Origin of the sequence: Filomicrobium insigne (assembly GCF_900104305.1) — a bacterium.
GTDB classification, from domain to species: domain Bacteria; phylum Pseudomonadota; class Alphaproteobacteria; order Rhizobiales; family Hyphomicrobiaceae; genus Filomicrobium; species Filomicrobium insigne.
Map to the genome: position 1 here is coordinate 413,125 of NZ_FNJC01000001.1, position 18,260 is coordinate 431,384.

At 56.0% G+C, this 18,260-nt stretch carries 15 protein-coding genes; 8 read left to right on the forward strand and 7 right to left on the reverse strand.

Annotation, left to right across the window (positions count from 1 at the left end):
• The first annotated feature begins 67 nt into the window (after positions 1–67).
• The 3 genes from BLS30_RS01935 to BLS30_RS01945 are packed head-to-tail and all read left to right on the forward strand — an operon-like array spanning position 68 to position 3,210.
• The gene (locus tag BLS30_RS01935; protein ID WP_046477987.1) at positions 68–631 is read left to right on the forward strand and encodes an HdeD family acid-resistance protein; all 564 of its coding nucleotides are present in this window, start codon (positions 68–70) and stop codon (positions 629–631) included.
• 56 nt (positions 632–687) lie between these two features.
• Positions 688–1,752: a patatin-like phospholipase family protein gene (locus tag BLS30_RS01940; protein ID WP_046477986.1), complete on the forward strand. Its 1,065-nt coding sequence runs from the start codon at positions 688–690 to the stop codon at positions 1,750–1,752.
• A 3-nt stretch (positions 1,753–1,755) separates the two neighbouring features.
• A complete protein-coding gene (locus BLS30_RS01945; protein WP_090226222.1) occupies positions 1,756–3,210 on the forward strand; it encodes a GntP family permease in 1,455 nt (484 codons plus the stop codon).
• Positions 3,211–3,249: 39 nt separating this feature from the next.
• On the opposite strand, the gene BLS30_RS01950 is transcribed toward BLS30_RS01945, so the two are convergent.
• Positions 3,250–3,963 carry an MOSC domain-containing protein gene (locus tag BLS30_RS01950; protein ID WP_046477984.1) on the reverse strand — a complete coding sequence of 238 codons (714 nt, stop codon included), beginning with the start codon at positions 3,961–3,963 and terminating at the stop codon, positions 3,250–3,252.
• A gap of 399 nt (positions 3,964–4,362) precedes the next feature.
• Here BLS30_RS01950 and bcsS point away from each other — a divergent pair, with 399 nt between their 5' ends.
• A complete protein-coding gene (gene bcsS / locus BLS30_RS01955; protein ID WP_046477983.1) occupies positions 4,363–5,205 on the forward strand; it encodes a cellulose biosynthesis protein BcsS in 843 nt (280 codons plus the stop codon).
• Positions 5,206–5,302: 97 nt separating this feature from the next.
• Here bcsS and BLS30_RS01960 read toward each other — a convergent pair whose 3' ends face one another.
• Positions 5,303–5,506, reverse strand: coding sequence for a hypothetical protein (locus tag BLS30_RS01960; protein WP_046477982.1), 204 nt, complete (start codon positions 5,504–5,506; stop codon positions 5,303–5,305).
• Positions 5,507–5,545: 39 nt separating this feature from the next.
• The gene (locus BLS30_RS01965) at positions 5,546–6,136 is read right to left on the reverse strand and encodes a VOC family protein (RefSeq protein WP_090226227.1); all 591 of its coding nucleotides are present in this window, start codon (positions 6,134–6,136) and stop codon (positions 5,546–5,548) included.
• Positions 6,137–6,399: 263 nt separating this feature from the next.
• Between BLS30_RS01965 and BLS30_RS01970 the strand changes: the two genes are divergently transcribed.
• Together BLS30_RS01970 and BLS30_RS01975 are read left to right on the forward strand one after the other, a co-directional pair.
• Positions 6,400–7,416, forward strand: coding sequence for a C45 family autoproteolytic acyltransferase/hydrolase (locus BLS30_RS01970; protein WP_090226230.1), 1,017 nt, complete (start codon positions 6,400–6,402; stop codon positions 7,414–7,416).
• Positions 7,413–8,465, forward strand: a complete 1,053-nt coding sequence (locus BLS30_RS01975) for a dienelactone hydrolase family protein (protein WP_090226232.1) — start codon at positions 7,413–7,415, stop codon at positions 8,463–8,465. The genes BLS30_RS01970 and BLS30_RS01975 overlap by 4 nt, the downstream gene beginning before the upstream one ends.
• A gap of 19 nt (positions 8,466–8,484) precedes the next feature.
• Here BLS30_RS01975 and BLS30_RS01980 read toward each other — a convergent pair whose 3' ends face one another.
• Positions 8,485–9,165, reverse strand: coding sequence for a 4'-phosphopantetheinyl transferase family protein (locus BLS30_RS01980; protein ID WP_090226235.1), 681 nt, complete (start codon positions 9,163–9,165; stop codon positions 8,485–8,487).
• 51 nt (positions 9,166–9,216) lie between these two features.
• Positions 9,217–10,539, reverse strand: coding sequence for a KamA family radical SAM protein (locus tag BLS30_RS01985; RefSeq protein WP_046477978.1), 1,323 nt, complete (start codon positions 10,537–10,539; stop codon positions 9,217–9,219).
• A gap of 212 nt (positions 10,540–10,751) precedes the next feature.
• On the opposite strand from BLS30_RS01985, the gene BLS30_RS01990 reads away from it, so the two are divergent.
• A complete protein-coding gene (locus BLS30_RS01990; RefSeq protein WP_210183986.1) occupies positions 10,752–14,882 on the forward strand; it encodes a Pls/PosA family non-ribosomal peptide synthetase in 4,131 nt (1,376 codons plus the stop codon).
• Positions 14,883–14,898: 16 nt separating this feature from the next.
• Here the strand turns inward: BLS30_RS01990 and BLS30_RS01995 are convergent, their stop codons facing one another.
• Both BLS30_RS01995 and BLS30_RS02000 read right to left on the reverse strand, forming a co-directional pair.
• On the reverse strand, positions 14,899–15,879 hold the full coding sequence (locus BLS30_RS01995; protein WP_046477977.1) for a DUF808 domain-containing protein: 981 nt from the start codon (positions 15,877–15,879) through the stop codon (positions 14,899–14,901).
• A gap of 101 nt (positions 15,880–15,980) precedes the next feature.
• Positions 15,981–16,916 (reverse strand): LysR family transcriptional regulator, encoded by a 936-nt coding sequence (locus BLS30_RS02000; protein ID WP_046477976.1) that lies wholly within the window; start codon positions 16,914–16,916, stop codon positions 15,981–15,983.
• A gap of 215 nt (positions 16,917–17,131) precedes the next feature.
• On the opposite strand from BLS30_RS02000, the gene BLS30_RS02005 reads away from it, so the two are divergent.
• A complete protein-coding gene (locus BLS30_RS02005) occupies positions 17,132–18,199 on the forward strand; it encodes a C4-dicarboxylate TRAP transporter substrate-binding protein (protein ID WP_046477975.1) in 1,068 nt (355 codons plus the stop codon).
• Positions 18,200–18,260: the final 61 nt, after the last annotated feature.

Consider the following 18,260-nt stretch of genomic DNA (forward strand, 5'->3'; position numbering starts at 1 on the left):
CGGTCGTGCAATCGCATGGCCGCGAACTCGATAAGGTTTTGCAACCCCAATTCCTGGAGATTAAATCATGGCGGACAAATCAATTACCTATACCGATTCTGGCGGTGCGAGTTGGTGGGGCGCTATTCTGCTCGGGGTCGTCTTTGTTATCGCCGGGCTTTTCATTCTCGGAGATTTGGCCCTTGCAACGGTTATCAGTGCTGTGCTGATCGGTATCGTTCTGCTTGTTGCTGGTATCGCGGAAATCATTCATTCCTTCTCCGCACAGCATTGGCGCGGCTTCCTGCTGAGGCTGTTGGTCGGCTTCTTGTACGCAGCCGGTGGTGTCCTACTTGTCGCCGACCCGCTGCGCGCTTCGATCGCCCTCACGCTCGTTTTCGGGATCGCGTTGATCGCTTCCGGTATCGTGCGTCTTTTCCAAGCCTTTCAATACTGGGACTGGGCCGGATGGCTTCTATTACTTTCCGGAGTCGTCGGCATCGCCGCTGGTGCAGTCATCCTCACTCAGTGGCCGATCAGTGGCCTATGGGTGCTTGGCCTCGTCGTGGGCGTGGATCTGCTCATCCATGGGTTCTGGTGGATTTCGCTTGGTTGGCGCATGCGGCATGACCATCGCGCCGTTCCAGCGTGACGTTTCCGGACTTCTGCCGAACCAGAAGGGTATGTTGGGAGTAGGGATAGCAACGGATGCCATCGGGTGGGGGCAAGACGACCAACAGATCTGGTTCCCGCCGTCGAACGACGGTGAAGCTCATTGACCTCGCGCTGCAAGGTGGGGGGTCTCATGGCGCATTTACTTGGGGCGTATTGGATAGGCTTCTCGAAGAGCCTGACCTCAAGATTGACGCCATCTCTGGCACATCGGCCGGCGCGATGAATGCTGCCGTCCTCGCCGATGGCTGGACAGACAACGGCGCGATTGGTGCACGCGCGGCTCTTGATGCCTATTGGAATCGCGTATCTCGGGCCGCCGCCTTAAGCCCCCTGCAACGAACTCCAATCGATCGGATGCTCGGGCGTTGGACGCTTGATACGTCACCAGCCTTCATCGCGATGGATTTGATGTCGCGAGTTTTCTCGCCCTACGACCTCAATCCGCAAGGGTTCAATCCACTTACCCGGATCCTGGAAGAGAGTATCGATTTTGAGAGGCTCTCCCGCGCGCCGATCAAACTGTTCGTTACGGCTACAAACGTCCGAACCGGGCGCGGCCGCATCTTCCGGAACGCGGAAATTACGCCGGAGGTCCTACTCGCCTCCGCATGTCTGCCAACACTGTTTCAATCCGTGGAAATAGACGGTGAACCCTACTGGGATGGTGGATTTGCGGGAAATCCGACAATTACGCCCCTGGTCCGTGAAAGCGATGCGCAGGATACGATCCTCGTACAAATCAACCCTCGGGAGCGCCCGGGAACGCCCAGGACCGCAGCGGAGATTTTCAATCGACTGAATGAGGTCTCCTTCAATGCGACGCTCATGAAAGAGCTGAGGATGATCGCGCTTTTGCGTCAGGTGGCCGACCCTGGCTCGGGAGAAGGTGCGCGTTGGGCTAGTATGCGAACCCATCGGATCATGAGCGACATGATGGTGACGTTGGGTTACTCGTCAAAGCTAAACGCCGAATGGGCCTTCCTCACCATGCTGCGGGATGAAGGGCGACGTTGCGCTTCAGAATTTCTCGATGTGCACAAAAACGATATCGGGCAGAGCTCCACGGCCGATCTCGATGTTCTTTTGGCGGAGTGCTAGGTCATGGGGCTTTTCGGAATCCTGATCGCCCTGGGATTGTTGATCTGGTTTGCCTACCGGGGCTGGAGCATTCTTCTGTTGGCGCCGGCAGCGGCGCTCCTGGCAGCCGCCCTTTCAAATCAGCCGTTACTTGCTCACTGGACGCAAACGTTCATGGGCAGCGCTGCAAACTTCTTCGCGCAATTCTTTCCTCTATTTCTCCTCGGCGCGCTGTTTGGCAAGTTGATGGACGACAGCGGATCGGTCCGAGCCATTTCGCGCTTCATGACTGAGCGTCTTGGACCGAGCCACGCCATGTTGGCGGTCGTGCTTGCTGGGGCGATGGTCACGTATGGCGGCGTTAGTCTGTTTGTCGCCTTCTTTGTTCTGGCCCCCATGGCGCAGGAACTGTTTCGCGCGGCGAACATCCCACGGCGGCTGATGCCCGCAGCCATCGCGCTCGGGACATCGACCTTCACAATGTCGGCGTTGCCGGGAACACCGGCCATTCAAAATGCCATTCCGATGCCGTTCTTCGGAACAACCCCGTTTGCGGCACCTGGACTTGGAATTGTTGCCGCGCTCATCATGTTCGGGTTCGGGATGTGGTGGCTCAACCGCGTGGAGGCTTCGGCGCGAGATGCAGGTGAGGGCTTTGGCGGCGACAATGCGAGCCCGCTTGATACAGTGGCCGACGATCAGCTTATTCGAGAACGGGCAACAACCGCGCGCGAGTTTGACCCCGCAGAGTTGCGACATGGGCAACAGAGCGACAGCCTTCCGCCGATTGGACTCGCAGTGCTGCCACTTGTTGCGGTCGTCGGCATCAACCTGCTTATGGCAACCTTTATCTTGCCGTCGCTGGATTTCTCATTCCTGGCAGAGGAGCGTTGGGGAGCAACGTCTTTGTCAGCGGTGGGTGGCGTCTGGTCTGTTGCCGTCGCACTGGCTTCCGCAACACTGATTTTGATCCTCACAAACAGGCAACGGCTGCCGGCATTGCGCGAAAGCATGGACGCAGGCGCCAACGCCGCGGTGCTGCCTGCCGTCAGTGTTGCAAGCCTGGTGGGCTTCGGCGCGGTCATTGCCGCATTGCCGGCGTTTGCGTTGGTCCGGGATTGGGTCCTCTCTATCGAGGGCGGGCCTCTTGTCTCGCTCACGGTCGCGACCAATGTTTTGGCTGCGCTCACCGGCTCCGCATCAGGTGGGCTCACGATTGCGCTGGATACGCTTGGCGAAACATACATGCAGCTTGCCCATGAACTGGGTATCAACCCGGAGCTGCTGCATCGTGTGGCGGTGATCGGCTCGGGCACTCTCGACAGCCTCCCGCACAACGGCGCCGTCGTGACCCTGCTTGCCGTGTGCGGGACCACGCACGGGGACAGCTATCGAGATATCGTCATGGTGGCGATCGTCGGCGCCATTATCGCCCTCGTCGCCGTAATCCTCCTGGGCTCGTTGTTTGGGTCCTTCTGAGCCCCTCCCGCCGCCTAGATGACGCTCAGACCGGAGACCTCAGGATGTCTCTTCTTTATCGACGCCCGTGAGCCGCTTGCTCCAGTCCTCAACCTTGGACGTCTCAAGGCGGCGTTGCATCAGGCGGCGCCAGCTTTCTGCAAGTGTTGGGATTGCGGCAAGCGCGGTCAGTTCTTCGAAGGCGAGCGTGCGCTGATAGAGAACCGAAATCGCGCGAGCGAGCGGCCATTCGGGATGTGGGCGTTCAATCAGGCAAAGCGTGTCGCCCGGCTCAATGCTCCCCTCTTCGAGAACTCGATAGTACCAGCCCGAACGCCCTGAACGTTGGACGCGCATGGCCATGTCCGCCACGCCGAAGCGCGCATTCAATTTCCAACATGGCTGCCGGCCTTGGGACACCTGTAACACCACAGCGCCCAGACGCATTGTGTCCCCCAGACAGACATCAGCTTCAGTCAATCCATAAGTGGAGATGTTTTCACCGAAGGCAGGAGGCTCATCGAGCAATGGCGAAATTTCGGGTATCTCCGCTGACCACGTCGCATAGTGATCCCGGGCGTAATGATGCAGCGCCTTCTCTGGCCCGCCATGATGCCGGGGATCAGCTTGCTCGTCGCCAACCAACCCCGTGCGGGTAACGCGCCAGGGACCGGCAACAGCTGACTTATCGATGGCACTAAGCGCCCCTGATGGCCCTAACGGCCGTGAAACCCCGGCATACATATGTTCAATGATTGCCAAGCCGGCTGTCATCCAAGCCCGTCCTTACTCGCCTTGTTTTGCTGTCATACGTGAACCGTTTGAGCCGCTCGTGTCCTGTGTCCAAACGGCCCTTAAGATGGGACCATCAGCACCATGCGTCGCGGCATCCGGCCTCAGCGCACATTCTGTTGGGTCCATTTTAACGAATCGTTTTTCGTGCTTTACTGCGCTGAAGTAAAAGCATTTTGCGATACGGTTCCGCGTTTCTTCACATCCAAATTTTTCTGTGAATCACCATTACGTCGGCTTCACGGTGGCGAACTGTACCAAATTCGCAACAATGCCTCAGGTATGCGCACCTGTTTATGTGCTGTTAACCCGCGACTCAGTTAATCCTACTAGCAATGTTTCTTGGATTTTGGCTCCGGCAAGGGGGAAGCCGTAACAGCTATGGCAATAAAGAAATCGACGATCGCTCTGGCCTCGGCATTTACTGCCGGCCTCATCGCAACCTCAGCATTCGCAGGTGACGATGGCTTTTATCAACCGTCGTACGGCGATCTGGCATACCCGATCGTCACGTTTTCCGGTGGTGAACTGACCAATGGCGCTCGCGAGGGTTACTCCGGCATCTACTATGGCTTCAATCGGGATTTAGGCCAGTCCGGCTGGATTGGCCGGATTTACGGCTCGATCGGCGATTACGATTATGACTATGGCCCTGGGCAAGGACCGTTCGGTAATGGACCCGGCTCCGTTGACGGTGACTATTGGACCGGCGACATCATGTTCGGCTATTTGTGGGTTCGTAACGGTTTCGACCTCTCGGTGCTTGTTGGTGCTGAATACTACGATCGTGAATCTGTTACGTCTGATCCCAACCCCAATTTCCGTGGTCGTGATGAGGATGATGAATTCGGGTTCAAGGTTGTTGCCGATATCGAATCCAACGACCTGAGCAATTCGCCCCTGTATTTCGCTCTCGGCGGTAGCTACTCGACAGCTTTCGACAACTATTATTCTCTTGCCCGGGTTGGCTACAGCTTCGACCGTTTCACGATTGGGCCTGAGGCTTGGGCTCTGGGCGACGATTCCGGTGATGCACAGCGCCTTGGCGGCTTCTTGAAGCTAGACTTTGAGATTGGCACTGTCGCTACCACGATCATCGGCTCTGGCGGTTACCAGTTTGCTGATGACGGATTTGCAGGTGAGTTCGGTGAAGAAGGTGGTTATGCCACCATTGAGTTCCGGATGGCTCTTGGTGAACCTCGTCGCGGCCTTCCTATGAAGTGACCTAGCGACATATCCGCAAGTTCACTTGCGCCTTTACAAATAAAAAAAGCCGTGGCTTACCGCCACGGCTTTTTTTAGATCCTAATCTTCTCAAAACTCAGGAATGTTCTTGGTGGCTGATTGCGTTTTGGGGAGATGCCGCCCCACGCAAAACAGTTTCGACCGACGCTTCTTCGACCTTGACCGGCTCCGTTTGCGTTCCACGAGGCCGGCACATGGCCGAATTTATCGATACTCCCTCGCGAAGCAGCCAACCGCTCGCGACGCCGCCATTCTCATTCTTGACTAAGTAGGCCTTCATTGCTTCCTCCTGAACGCGTATTTTGCTGGAGCGCTCGGTTCAGCAGTTGGGCTTTTGAGCGGGCGTCACGATGCCGAAGACGTTGCCCATCGGGTCGTTCACAACTGCGATGACATCACCGTTCTCGGTCTCCATTGGATCGCGCAGGATGGTGCCACCATTAGCCTCCACCTTCTCGATGGTCGCGGCCACGTCCTCAACTTCCATATAAGTGAACCAACCTAATCCTGTATGCGGCGCAACCGGATGATTGGCTCGCATTAGTCCGGCGACCTCCTGGTTGCCGTTCAGGAAAATAGTATAGCGATCCTCGGGAGAGCTGGGCTCCTGGGTCTGATCATCAGCATCAACGACCTTCGTATTCCAACCCATTACCTTGGAATAGAAGTCCGTCAGCTTTTCCGTTTCTGGGGCGAGCAATTCACTCCACCAGATAAAGCCTACACCGGAGCAGGAACCTCGGTTCGGTGTGGTATTTGTTGTTGCCTCGACGGCTTGCGCAGGCGCACACGCCAACACGAGCCCCGCAAAGGCCATAGACGCCACCAACTTAACGTGCTGACGAAGGTTAAGAGTCTTAAATAGACGGGCACCATTTTGGGGCGTCTGGATCATAATCGGATTCGACATACTGTCCTCTAAAGGCAGGTTTTACAATTTTGAGAGCCAATGAGGGGACAGAAGCAATTCCAATGCCAGGTGCAGAACGACGGGTTTCGTGAGTTCGGTCGTTTAATAAATGCATGACCTGCTGCGGTAATAAAAAATTTACAATGTGCCCTGTGATGCCAATTGGGTTTGGTATTTTGTTTGCTCAGTAAATAATTCGTCGCTTCGCACCCAACACCTCTGCATCGAACTGCTCTCATTCCAGCACGAGACACACTGACGAAATGGCCCACCGTAACTATCACGAAATTGATGCCAACAGCCCTTCGGCCTGCGGTCGCGCGCTTGGTAAAATGTTTGGATCTATCATTAGGGGCTACCTCGCCGAATCCCGTGAAGACGAGGACTGGCAGGAGCTGTTGAATGAAGCCAAGCCGCTGCTCCAGCAAACCGCTCGTTACTTTCCCGCTTATGTCGAGGAATTGGACGCCTATGCCGATGCGGCTGGTGTCCCTCTAATCGAACTGTGGGCGATGAGCATCGAGGATGAACTTGGCGATGACGACTATGAGAAATGCACGACGGTCGTTACCAACAACGGCCGCTTAATCGCTCATAATGAAGATTGGGATCCGGATGCATCCGACGATATCTGCATCCTGAAAAAGAGATGCGGAGACACGACAACTCTAGAGCTTTATTATTATGGCTGCCCCTTAGGGGGGACGGCCTTGTCCATCAGCTCGAACGGTTATGTGCAAGCCATCAACAGCTTGGATCATACGGACTGGCAGATCGGCGTTCCTAAGCTCGTGATCGCCCGCAGAATGGCCGAAATTCGTAGTTTACATGCAGAGCTCAACGGTGTTCTTGCTGTTCCGCGCTCTTCAGGCTTTGCTCACAATCTCGTAGGCAGCGATGGGGATGTTTGCGTTGTGGAGTGTACCGCTATGCGACACAGCGTGCGGTATCCAGACACTCCCAGCATTCATACAAATCATCTACTCTCTCCGACGCTAAGATGTTTCCAAGACGAGACCGACGGCAAAAGTACATTCCGACGTTACGACAGCGCGTGCGATCTCGCCCGGCCGGGCATGGACATGGCCTCGATGAAAGAGCTGATGAGTGACGAAAGCCGGGGCGCCGTTTCAAGCCTGTTCAATCGCAATACCATCGCGCGAGCTATCGTCGATATAGACCAGCAAACAGCGAGTTTCTGGTTACGACGAGAGCGCAAAAAAGGCTGGATTGATTACCCGATAAATTTCCTCTGCGACAAGACAGAGTTCATCGCATGACCTTTCCACTTGCGAAGCGCATTTGGACGACAGCGAGCAGACAGCGCTTCATGTGGGGAAGCCTAGTGCTGGCTTCCATTGTCACTTTGATATTAGCTAGCTTTTTGTTGTCACGGGGCCCAGCAAAGGAGCCTTTCACGACCGAGCAAATGAGGTTTGTCACCAATGTTGTGCCGGGTACGACAAATGACGAACCCGTCGAAGTCCAAGCTACGCTCTACATTCCAAAGGCCGTAGAATTTCCCATTCCCGCGGTCGTGATCACGCCCTCGAGCAGTGGTGTCGAAGAGACGCGTGAGGTGTACTACGCGCGGGAGCTAACAAAGGTCGGTGCTGCGGTGCTTATCATCGACAGCTTCGCATCGCGCGGCCTGACGGATTCTCTTTATGACCAGAGCGTGTTGGAGCAATGGGATGTCGAAAACGACGCTATTGCTGGCCTTGCCAAACTGGTCGCAGACGAGCGTTTCATTCCGGATCGCATTGCGATTATGGGCGTATCGAAAGGCGGCACCGTCGCAATGGATACTGCCTTGACGATCCGGCGCAAATGGATGGGCGTAGACGATATCGCCTTTGCAGCACACATTGCCATTTCTCCCGACTGCACTTGGATTACGCGCAACGCGCAGACAACTGGGGCGCCCATACTATTTATGTTGGCTGAACTTGATGATCAGACGCCGGCCAAACCCTGCCTGGCAGAATCCTTGCGCATAAAGAACGCGGGAAACGAACGCATTGAAACCAAAGTGTATAAAGGAGCGCATCACGCGTGGGAGGAACTTGGCTGGTGGCCTGAACACGATCCTGAGGCCGAGAACTACTCGAAATGTCGTGTCTGGATTGAGGATGACGGCAAAATGTACTCCGCGCACACGGGTGAGCTCCTGCCCGAGGATGATTGGCACTCTTGGGCCAGAGACTCCTGCATGATCCAAGGCGTGACGTGTTGCGGTGGTTCATGGTCTCTTAAGAAACAGGCAACGGACGACATCATTGCTTTTCTGCGTCGGACGGGCGTTCTTGACGAGAAGCCTACAAGCTGACGCGGCTAGAATTGCTGGCCTAGTGAGCCTGCAAAATGCCGGACACATCTGACATCGATATCTCCAAGCTATCAGATGATGTAACCAACGCCGCGCGAAAGAATTCCGGCGCGGGCAGGTCATAAGCGAACCAATGTTCCGATCCTTGAGGCATGCTCGTATCCTCGATCTCGCGGTCCGGCGTCATCGAGGAAATCCGCTCAAGATTGGCAGAAAAACCACAGCCCGTCGCTTTGAGGTATGCCTCTTTGCGGGTCCAGATGGTGAAGAAGATTTCGCTGCGGTCAAGCCGTGGAGCGCGCTCGACGGCTGCATATTCCTCGGGACTGAAGATCTCAGCCGCCACTGCCAAATGATTGATGGATTTGTCGGCGCGCTCGATGTCGATTCCGACAGCGCCCGGAGCAATCGCGATCAAGGCACGGCCGGCCGCGTGCGATACGTTGAAATGGATTTGATCGTCTCCGACAAGGCGCGGCTTTCCGTTCACACCTGTGGTGAACGTGAAATCTCTCGGACTTCTATCTGTGTATGCGCCGAGAACCGTTCTGAGTAATGCACGGGTTTTGACGAACTCCTCTCGCACCAGAAGATGGCTGATCGAGGCAGCTCTCTGCGCTTCACTGGAGTCCAGAATCGGATAGCAGTCCTCTGCCGTTAAACGGCAGAGGTCCGCCCCGTACACACGGATTTGGGTCATGGCTCACTCCCGCGCGTTGAAAGCCGGGCGCGGGCCAGTCCTTTGGGGTTGTTACTCGGCGGCCATCACGGAAGGCTTCGCCGTGGGGAGTACCGAAGGAAGACGTGCCAAAATGGCATCGCGGCCACCTGGAGCACGCCATTCGGCACGCGCTGCGGGATCAAGCGTCCTCAGCGGATCGAAGTAGAAGTACATCCGGTTCCGATCGACCGACGGCGACCGGTAGCCCGTCGCTCCGAACTTCGAGTTCTGATACTCGAAGCTGTGGACGTCGCGCTTGCCACCGCCACCTGGGGTGTCCACGATGAACAATGGCGTGTTGAATCCGGCGGTCGCTCCGCGCACCTCACGCTCCAGCATTTGCATGTCACTTACTGGAACTCGGAAGTGCTCTGTACCCATGACCATGTCGCATGAGTAGACATAGTAAGGCTGGATGTTCACGGCGCTCAGCTTCTTGATCAGTTCGATCATTGTGCTGGGATTGTCGTTTACGCCGCGCAGGAGAACCGCCTGGTTGCGAACGTGAATGCCATCCGAAAAGAGCCGACGCATAGCCTTCTCAACCAGCGGCGTGACCTCGCGCGGATGGTTGAAGTGGGTGTGAACGAAGACGCTCTTGAATAAGGAGCGGCCACGCTGCGCCACCTCATTGATCGCTTCGTACCAAGGATCATCCGAAAGGAACTTCATCGGTTGAACGGAAACCGATTTGGTTGCGAAGCGAATACGCCTTACGTGCTCGATGTCGAGGAGCGCATGGCCGATGAGTTTGATATTCGCTGGCTTCAGGCGGGCGATGTCGCCGCCGGAAACCACAACGTCCTCAATGCTTGGGTTTGAGCGGATGTAGTTGAGGGCGGCCAACCAGCCGCTTGCACTTGTAACCGTATCTTTTTGCAACGACTCCGTCGCCTGGCCTACGGCATAGCTGCGCGTGCAGTATTGGCAATATACCGGGCAAACAGAGGTGACGAGGAACAGAACCTTGTCGGGATAACGGTGTATCAGGTTCGGAGCCGGCGATGTTTTACGCTCGTCCAGCGAGTCTACTGACGTGCATGGATGATCTTCTTCAAGCTCGGAGAGCATCGGCAAGAACTGCCGGCGAATTGGATCGCTTTCTGCATTGCGCCAGTCAATCAAGTCGAGGATGTATGGATTAAGCCGGATTGACATGCCGACCTTTTTCAAACCCTCGCGCATTTCGTTAACAAAGCTTTCCGGCGCGACATTTCCAAGCGCTGCCTCAAGCTGATCAATTCGGAAAACCGAATTCTTATCTTGCCATTTATGATCAAGAAATTCTGACTTATCAGTCGCAGCATAGAGCCCCGACGTATTCTCAAAGCCCAGGATGTCGGTGTGGGGCATGGTTCAACTCCGCCTCAAATTCGTATCAAATTTGAACAACTGGCCATACCCTGCGCAAATCACAGACCGATTCCTGGTTAAGCTCGACGCTCCTCCTCTTAGTGGTTAAAAAAGTATTTACAGATCCGTTTGCTTTTTTCTGGCTATAATCGGCACGAAGTTTGCGTTCCGACACACGCACCAATCTTTTTTTCGCGCATGTGGCGGTTTTCATGAGTTCTGTTCTTAAAGAGAATAAATGGCGTGATGCGGCACTTGCGGCCGGTGATACGCTCGCCGCTGCTGATTTTGGTATCGACGCACGGACTGAATCGCGAGAAACGCGCATTCAATCCAAATCCGACTCTCTCATGTCTCGACTGGATCAATTGTCTCGTTCCGGTCGATCATGGAAGCCAACGCGGATGGCGCCCTGCCTCCACGAAATATTCGAGCGGCAGGCTGACCGCACACCCGATGCAATTGCTCTTGAATGCGGCGATAAGGCTCTGAGCTATCTCGAGCTGGAAGAGGAAGCCAATAGAATGGCGCGCTACCTGCGCGCTCTTGGTGTTACCCCCGGACGCTTTGTAGGGATTTCACTCGACCGGTCTCAGTGGCCCATTATTACGATTCTGGCTGTCCTAAAGTCAGGCGGCGCCTACGTTCCGATCGAACCCTCACTGCCAAACGACCGCATTCGCTATATCGCGGAAGCCGCAGATCTGGCGATTGTCGTGACAGAGGCTGAATACGAGGCGCGCTTGTCAGAGATCAGCGCTGGCAAAGTCGTGACCGTCGAGCAGTATCGTATGTCCGCGAGTGGCTATAGTGACACGCGCTTATCGCGTAGCGAGTCGCGCGTCCAAGCGGACGACATCTGCTACGTCTTGTTCACTTCCGGCACGACAGGGCGTCCGAAAGGCGTCGTTACGGAACATCGGAATGTCGTTCACTTCGTTGAAGCCTTCAATGAAGTGTGCAGCACGACGGCCGACGATCGCGTTTACCAGGGTTTTGCTCTGGGATTCGATGGCTCCGTGGAAGAGATGTGGATGGCATTCTCGAACGGCGCGACGCTCGTCTGCGGCGACAAGGCCACGCCGCGTTTCGGTGCGGATCTCGCGGACTACCTCAAGTCCCGGAAGATAACCTTCCTGTCGACTGTTCCCACGTTGCTGTCCACTCTGACACAGAACATTCCTTCTCTGAGACAGCTCGTTGTTAGCGGAGAGGCTTGCCCCGCTGACCTCGTGAACCGCTGGTGCCGTCCAGGCCTTACGATGCGCAACGTCTATGGCCCAACGGAAGCGACGGTCAACACGACGGCGAGCGTACTTGAGGCCGGAAAGCCGGTAACCATCGGGCGTCCGCTCCCGGGCTATAACCTGCACATTCTCGATAGCGAGATGCGGCCTGTTCCGCATGGGGAAAAGGGCGAGCTTTACGTCAGCGGCGATGGCTTATCTCGCGGTTACCTCAATCAACCGGAACTCACTGGGCGTGCCTTCATCTCGTGGGCGCCGCCGTCTGATGCCGTCTCCGATGAGCTAGCGACCTCTCAGACGCTCCGCCTCTACAAGACTGGCGATCAGGTCCGCTGGAATTCTGACGGTGAACTGGAATTCTTCGGCCGCATCGACAGTCAGGTCAAGCTGCGGGGCTTCCGTATCGAGCTGTCTGAAATCGAAGCAATTCTCGTCGAACAGTCAGAGATCACGTCGTCTGCTGTCAAAGTCTATGATGCCGATGGTGTTCAAAGCCTTGCCGCATATGTGCTGCTAACAGAAGGCGCAGGCGCCCTGGACCGGTCGCACTTGCTTGCCATTCTTCGGGATCGGCTTCCCACCTATATGGTGCCCGCCTATCTCGACGTCTTAGACAAGTTCCCGATGCTGACCAGCGGCAAGGTGGACCGTAATCGTCTGCCTGCACCAACGCGCGCGCTGGTGACAGAGGACGCTTCGACCGACGCTGAAATGTCGGAATTTGAAGAGCGCGTCGCTGCGGTCTGGGCGAAGCTTCTGAAGGTCCCCAAGGTTGGGCCTGAGCAGAACTTCTTCACAGATCTTGGCGGACACTCGTTGCTTGCCGCTCAACTCGTTACGGCGCTGCGTGCTGACTTAAGCGTAAGCGTACCGGTTCGTGACACCTATGCGCATCCGACCGTTCGGCAGTTAGCGGCCCATATTGAAAAGGTCAGCGCTCAGGCCAAGACCAAAACGGCGGCCACGGCTGCTACGGCTGTTCCAGCCAAGGCCATCGCCCCGAAGCGCCCCTGGTCAACCGTACTATTTCAAGTCCTTTATATGCTGTCGATTGTGCCGCTACTGGCTTTGCCGATCGTCTATATTCTGCCGCTCGCCATGGAGGCGTTACAGAAACGTGCCTCCGTTGTCGAACTGGCCATCACGAGCCTTGCGGTCGTCCTGGCCACCTGGCTGGCGCTGGTTGTTATCGCAATCGCCGCAAAGTGGACCATTATCGGACGGTTCCGCCCAGGTCGTTATCCTCTGTGGGGCAGCTATTACCTCCGCTGGTGGATTGTCTCTCGTCTGCAGCACCTGAGCGGGATGTCGGCTCTCAACGGTACGCCGTTAGCGCCTGTCATGTGGCGACTCATGGGTGCACGCGTTGGACGACGCTGCGTCCTCAACCCGAGCCTCATCTACGCGTGGGACTGCATCAAAATCGGAAATGACGTCAGCATCGGCGTTGACGCGCAGCTTCCTGCATTGCGAATGGAGGATGGCGAACTCGTCGTCGGCAACGTGGAGATTGGCGAACGCTGTTTCATCGGCTGCCACTCCGCTCTCGGCCTGAACGTCAAAATGGGTGCCGATTCTCGCCTCGACGATCAGTCGATGCTTCCCGACGGATCCATCGTCCCGGCTAGCGCTGCCTTTCGTGGCTCGCCAGCTCAGCAGAGCGAAGTTGCGACACCCGAGGGCGCTCCCGTCCTGTTTGGCTGGTTCCGTCTTACGACGTTCACATTGCTGCAACTCTCGTTGGGTTTCATCGTCACGCTTGTGACAGTGGCCCCCGTCGCCGTGTCAGCATGGCTCACCGCGATGTTGGTGTTGCATTACCCTGCGAATGTCGCCGCCTTGGGCTTTCTTGCGATCATACCCGCAACGATGACCTTCTTCGCTCTCTGGGTCGGGCTCTGCAAGAACCTTGTTTATCCCAATCCGAAGCCGGGCGTTTATAAAGTCTACTCAATTGCCTATCTGCAGCATTGGCTATCCAGCCTTGTGATGCAAATTGCGCAAGTTATCGGCATGCCGATTTTCACGACCCTCTATCTGCCGGCGTGGATGCGCTACCTTGGAGCACGCCTCGGAAAACATACCGAGATGTCGACGGTCTGGCGGGTCAATCCTGACATGCTGATCGCAGGTGACGGCGTATTCTTCGCCGATGGAAGCATGACGGGAAGTACGCGGACGCACCTTGGCCGTTTCGAAGTCGCGACCAACGAAATCGGCGACCGCTCCTTCCTTGGAAACAGCGCCATTTTATCGACCGGCGTGAATCTCGGCAGCGATTGCCTTCTGGGCGTCCTTTCATCATCGCCGCATACGTCGGATGCGATCCCTGACGGCACGGACTGGCTTGGTTCACCGGGTTTCCGCCTGCCGAACCGTCAGAAAGTGACGTGCTTCGATCAGCGGCTGACATATAAACCTTCGTTTTGGTTGTACTTCCAGCGTGCACTCATCGACGGCCTCCGCGTCGTTCTGCCGGGATACGTCTTTGGCGGCATCGGGATTGCGAGCCTGCTCGTGGTCGTGGCCGTCTACAATTGGTACGGCGTCTGGGGCGCATATACCGCTATTCCGGTGATGTCCTGGTTCGCGCTGATGACCTGCATCGGAACCGTCGTCGGCCTCAAATGGCTTGTGATGGGACGCTTCAAACCCGAGGTTGTCCCACTTTGGAGCCGTTATGTCTGGTGGAACGAGTTGATCAACGGCCTCTACGAAACGCTCTTGGCGCCGCTCATCACGAACTTCTTCGGTACGCCGTTCGCATCCGTACTTCTTCGGCTTATGGGCTGCAAGATCGGCCGCTACTGCTACATCGAAACGGCGCTGTTCTCAGAGTTCGATCTGGTCAACATCGGCGATCACGCGTCACTGAACGCCGGCACCGTGGTCCAGAACCATCTGTTTGAAGATCGCGTGATGAAGTCGTCAGAGCTTCACATTGGGGAAGGTTGCACAATCGGCAACATGAGCATTGTTCTCTACGACACCGTTATGGAACCGGGTGCGGTTCTGGGTCCATTGTCGCTGCTCATGAAGGGTGAGACGATGCCCAAAGGCAGTCGGTGGCACGGCAGCCCAACGGTATCAGCTTGATTATTGCGTCCGCCTGTCACCCTTCGACAGGTGGACGCCCCTGACGAAACAGGCCTTTCCCAAATTCGATCAGCGGTGTGACCACGTAATGCGCGATAGGCATAACCGCGAAACCCACTGCGAGACCAAACAAGCCGTCCAGTGTTGCCTTCACAATCCATTCCAGCGTTACACCAGCCGCCGGCACAGTATGGCTGACGGCAGTGGCTGCGTCATGAATGATGTGTCCTATCCCGGTCCAGCCAAACACCTCGACTCCGTGAATTACGATGGAGCCGCCTACCCATAGCATTGCCGCAGTGCCAACTGTCGAGATGAACGCCATCACGCCGGGCATACTTCTCACAATTCCTCGACCAATGGCACGGGTCACCGACCAATCGCCGGTCCGGCTGAGCTTTAAACCCCAATCGTCCGCCTTCACAAGAATCGCAACCGTTCCGTAGACGAGGGCAGTAATTCCAACGGCGATGAGGGCGAGCACGGCGGCTTGCATCCAGATAGTTTCAGCTTCGACAGTCGCCAACGCAATCGTCATGATTTCCGCTGATAGGATGAAGTCGGTCTTGATCGCACCAGCGACCCGCTCGCGTTCCAGACGCGCGGCATCCAGTGTTTCGGGTTTGGGGCCGTGATCCTTCGACGGTACGAGCCAATGTAGTATTTTTTCGGCACCCTCGAAGCAGAGATAGGCGCCACCCAACATCAGCAGCGGCGTCAACAGCCAGGGAAAGAACGCATTCAACAGCAGTGCAGCGGGCAGAAGAATAACGATCTTGTTGAAAAGAGAGCCGCGCGCAATCTTCATCACGATGGGAATTTCCCGGGCGGCGGGGAGCCCGTGCAGATACTTCGGCGTTACGGCGCCATCGTCGATCACGACGCCGGCGACTTTCGTGCCAGCCTTCGCGGCCTGGGTCGCAACGTCATCAAGTTGAGCAGCCGCCAATTTTGTGAGGGCCGCGACATCGTCGAGAAGGGCAAGCAGACCGCTCATAATTTCCGTGCTCCTCTGAGTGTTTCAGGACGAAGGACGATGCAGTTCGTAAACTTGGAAGCTGTTTGGCTTATGGCGTTCCAAGCGCTGGCGCGCAAGACCTAGGGCGCGCGGCGTGGGTGTAGCCGACCTGGCCAAATTCCATTCACGACCAATTCCGAGCAGAGGTCTATAAGCAATCGCGCCGTCGCGAGACTGGCCCGTGGCCGAACGCTATCCTGTCTCGTAGCGAGATGAAGCGTCCAGTCTATCCGCGGCTGAACGAGCGGTATCGCGGCGATCGTCCCCCGTTCAATGTGCTCTCGGACGAGGTAGGTGGGAAAGATTGTCGGATATCCCTTTTGCACCAACGATACGATGCCAGGAAACGAATCCACATCGGCTATGATCTTGAGACTGACCCCCTCGGACTTCGATATTCGATCGATTAGTCCCCGAATGCTGTGGACCTGGCTCGGCATGACGAGTTCCAACTGGTCGAGCTCATCGAGACGGATCTGCTTGCGCGACGCCAATTCATGCGAGCCTGAAACCAACAGCCTGGGCTCTTCGATTAGGATGGGCTCACTACGCAAACCCGCCATGGGTTGAATGTCGAAGAGTATTGCCATGTCGAGCCGCCCCAACTGCAGCTGCTCGACCAGCACGCCGCTCATCGCTTCAATGACATGAAGACGCACGAGCGGGTGGCGTGTGCACAATCTATGGACAAGTTCCGCCGTAATGCCGCCCGCTACAGTAGTCGGAAGGCCGAGACGGACGTCGCCGATCGGCTCCTCGATGAGGTCCTGCGCGACCGTGGTCATATCAGCTACATCATGCAGAATCGCATAGGCTTTCTGCAGAACGAACTTCCCCTCTTCTGTGACGTCCGCTCCGCGAGAATGCCGCGCAACCAATTGAACTTTAAGCTCATCTTCCAGCCTCTTTAGTGAGGCGCTCAACGCTGGCTGCGTTAGATTGAGTTTGCGCGCGGCACCCGAAAGACTCCCCGACTCCGCGATGCCGATAAGCGTCCTTAAATCTCGCAGTTCCATATGCCCCCTCTGTGCTGCACAACACAGTTGCAAGTACTGCAAATAATTATAGCATCGTTTCTTTGATATAAATATTGTTTATACCTAACATATCTATTTTTCGTATTGTCAATACGCCTTTTTAATCAATAGCGTAATCAAACGATGATGGCCGATGTAATAACCGTGCCACATGCCGTTTTGTTGTGAATCTAAACAGTATACGGGGGTATCTTATGATCGCGCGGCGCGGGTTTACCGCTGTTTGCCTATCGCTACCATTAATGGCTCTATCAAGCCTTGCTCATGCTGACACGATCAGCCTGCGAATGGGCTCAGGGCACCCCATAGGCCTTCTCGCGTACACGGAGACGGCGCACAAGTGGTTCGCGCCTGAACTGAAGAAACGCATCGAAGAGCGTACAGAGCACAAAGTCAAAATCCAGGAGCTGCACGCCGGTCAAGTCGCAAAGGTGACCGAGGTTCTGGAAGCAACGCGCGATGGGCTTCTCGACATCGGCTTTATCAGCCTGATTTTTGAACCCTCGAACGGTTTCTTGCAGACGTTCTCGCTGTTTCTGCCGTTCGGCAGCCCGGACGCCGAAGTGGTGACCAAAGCGGCGCAGGCGACCTTCGCAGAGTTCCCTGAGATGAAGGACGTCTTTGAGAAGCAGCACAATCAAGTTTATCTCGGCGGGTCATGCTTGGCTAATTATGGCCTGGGCACGAACTTCGCCTGGGAAAAATTCGCGGATCTCGAAGGTCATAAAATCGCTGGCGCAGGCACCAATCTCGATTGGATCGTCAAAGCGACTCCTGTCGCCTCAAACCTCAATGAAGCGTACCAGTCCATCCAATCCGGCGTATACGAAGGCTATGTGAGCGCCTCGACATGGTGGAAAGCGTTCAAATTAAATGAGGTCGCTCCGTATTTCACAAAAGCTGATTTCGGTGCGCAGTACGTCAACGCCGTCACCATCAACAAGCAAAAGTGGGATCGCCTGCCAAAAGAAGTGCAGGATATCCTCAAAGAGATGGGTGAGGAGTGGGCCGGCGTTACGGCCGAGGTCTGCAAGCGTAACGACGCAAGTGGCCTTGAACAGCTCAAGGCGCTCAAGGTCGACGTCCGCGAAATCTCCGATGAGGCTCGCAAAGAATGGGCAACAGCGTTGAAGGACTTCCCTCAGCGCATGGCCACTGATGCGGCGTCACGCGGGCTATCAGGTGCCAAAGTCATGAACTTCTACATGACGAAGCTCGAAGAGCTCGGCCACAAGTGGCCCTACCGTTACGAAGTAAAATAATACGTTTGCGGCGTCACTGGGTTCTTCATCCACCTCGTGACGCCCACACCCTTCTTTTACA

Coding starts and splice junctions, on each gene's coding strand:
- BLS30_RS01945 (WP_090226222.1), top strand. CDS start 1,756: ATGGGGCTTTTCGGAATCCTGATCGCCCTGGGATTGTTGATCTGGTTT.
- bcsS (WP_046477983.1), top strand. CDS start 4,363: ATGGCAATAAAGAAATCGACGATCGCTCTGGCCTCGGCATTTACTGCC.
- BLS30_RS01970 (WP_090226230.1), top strand. CDS start 6,400: ATGGCCCACCGTAACTATCACGAAATTGATGCCAACAGCCCTTCGGCC.
- BLS30_RS01995 (WP_046477977.1), bottom strand. CDS start 15,879: ATGAGCGGTCTGCTTGCCCTTCTCGACGATGTCGCGGCCCTCACAAAA.
- BLS30_RS01980 (WP_090226235.1), bottom strand. CDS start 9,165: ATGACCCAAATCCGTGTGTACGGGGCGGACCTCTGCCGTTTAACGGCA.
- BLS30_RS01950 (WP_046477984.1), bottom strand. CDS start 3,963: ATGACAGCCGGCTTGGCAATCATTGAACATATGTATGCCGGGGTTTCA.
- BLS30_RS01990 (WP_210183986.1), top strand. CDS start 10,752: ATGAGTTCTGTTCTTAAAGAGAATAAATGGCGTGATGCGGCACTTGCG.
- BLS30_RS01985 (WP_046477978.1), bottom strand. CDS start 10,539: ATGCCCCACACCGACATCCTGGGCTTTGAGAATACGTCGGGGCTCTAT.
- BLS30_RS01965 (WP_090226227.1), bottom strand. CDS start 6,136: ATGTCGAATCCGATTATGATCCAGACGCCCCAAAATGGTGCCCGTCTA.
- BLS30_RS01940 (WP_046477986.1), top strand. CDS start 688: ATGCCATCGGGTGGGGGCAAGACGACCAACAGATCTGGTTCCCGCCGT.
- BLS30_RS02000 (WP_046477976.1), bottom strand. CDS start 16,916: ATGGAACTGCGAGATTTAAGGACGCTTATCGGCATCGCGGAGTCGGGG.
- BLS30_RS01960 (WP_046477982.1), bottom strand. CDS start 5,506: ATGAAGGCCTACTTAGTCAAGAATGAGAATGGCGGCGTCGCGAGCGGT.
- BLS30_RS02005 (WP_046477975.1), top strand. CDS start 17,132: ATGATCGCGCGGCGCGGGTTTACCGCTGTTTGCCTATCGCTACCATTA.
- BLS30_RS01975 (WP_090226232.1), top strand. CDS start 7,413: ATGACCTTTCCACTTGCGAAGCGCATTTGGACGACAGCGAGCAGACAG.
- BLS30_RS01935 (WP_046477987.1), top strand. CDS start 68: ATGGCGGACAAATCAATTACCTATACCGATTCTGGCGGTGCGAGTTGG.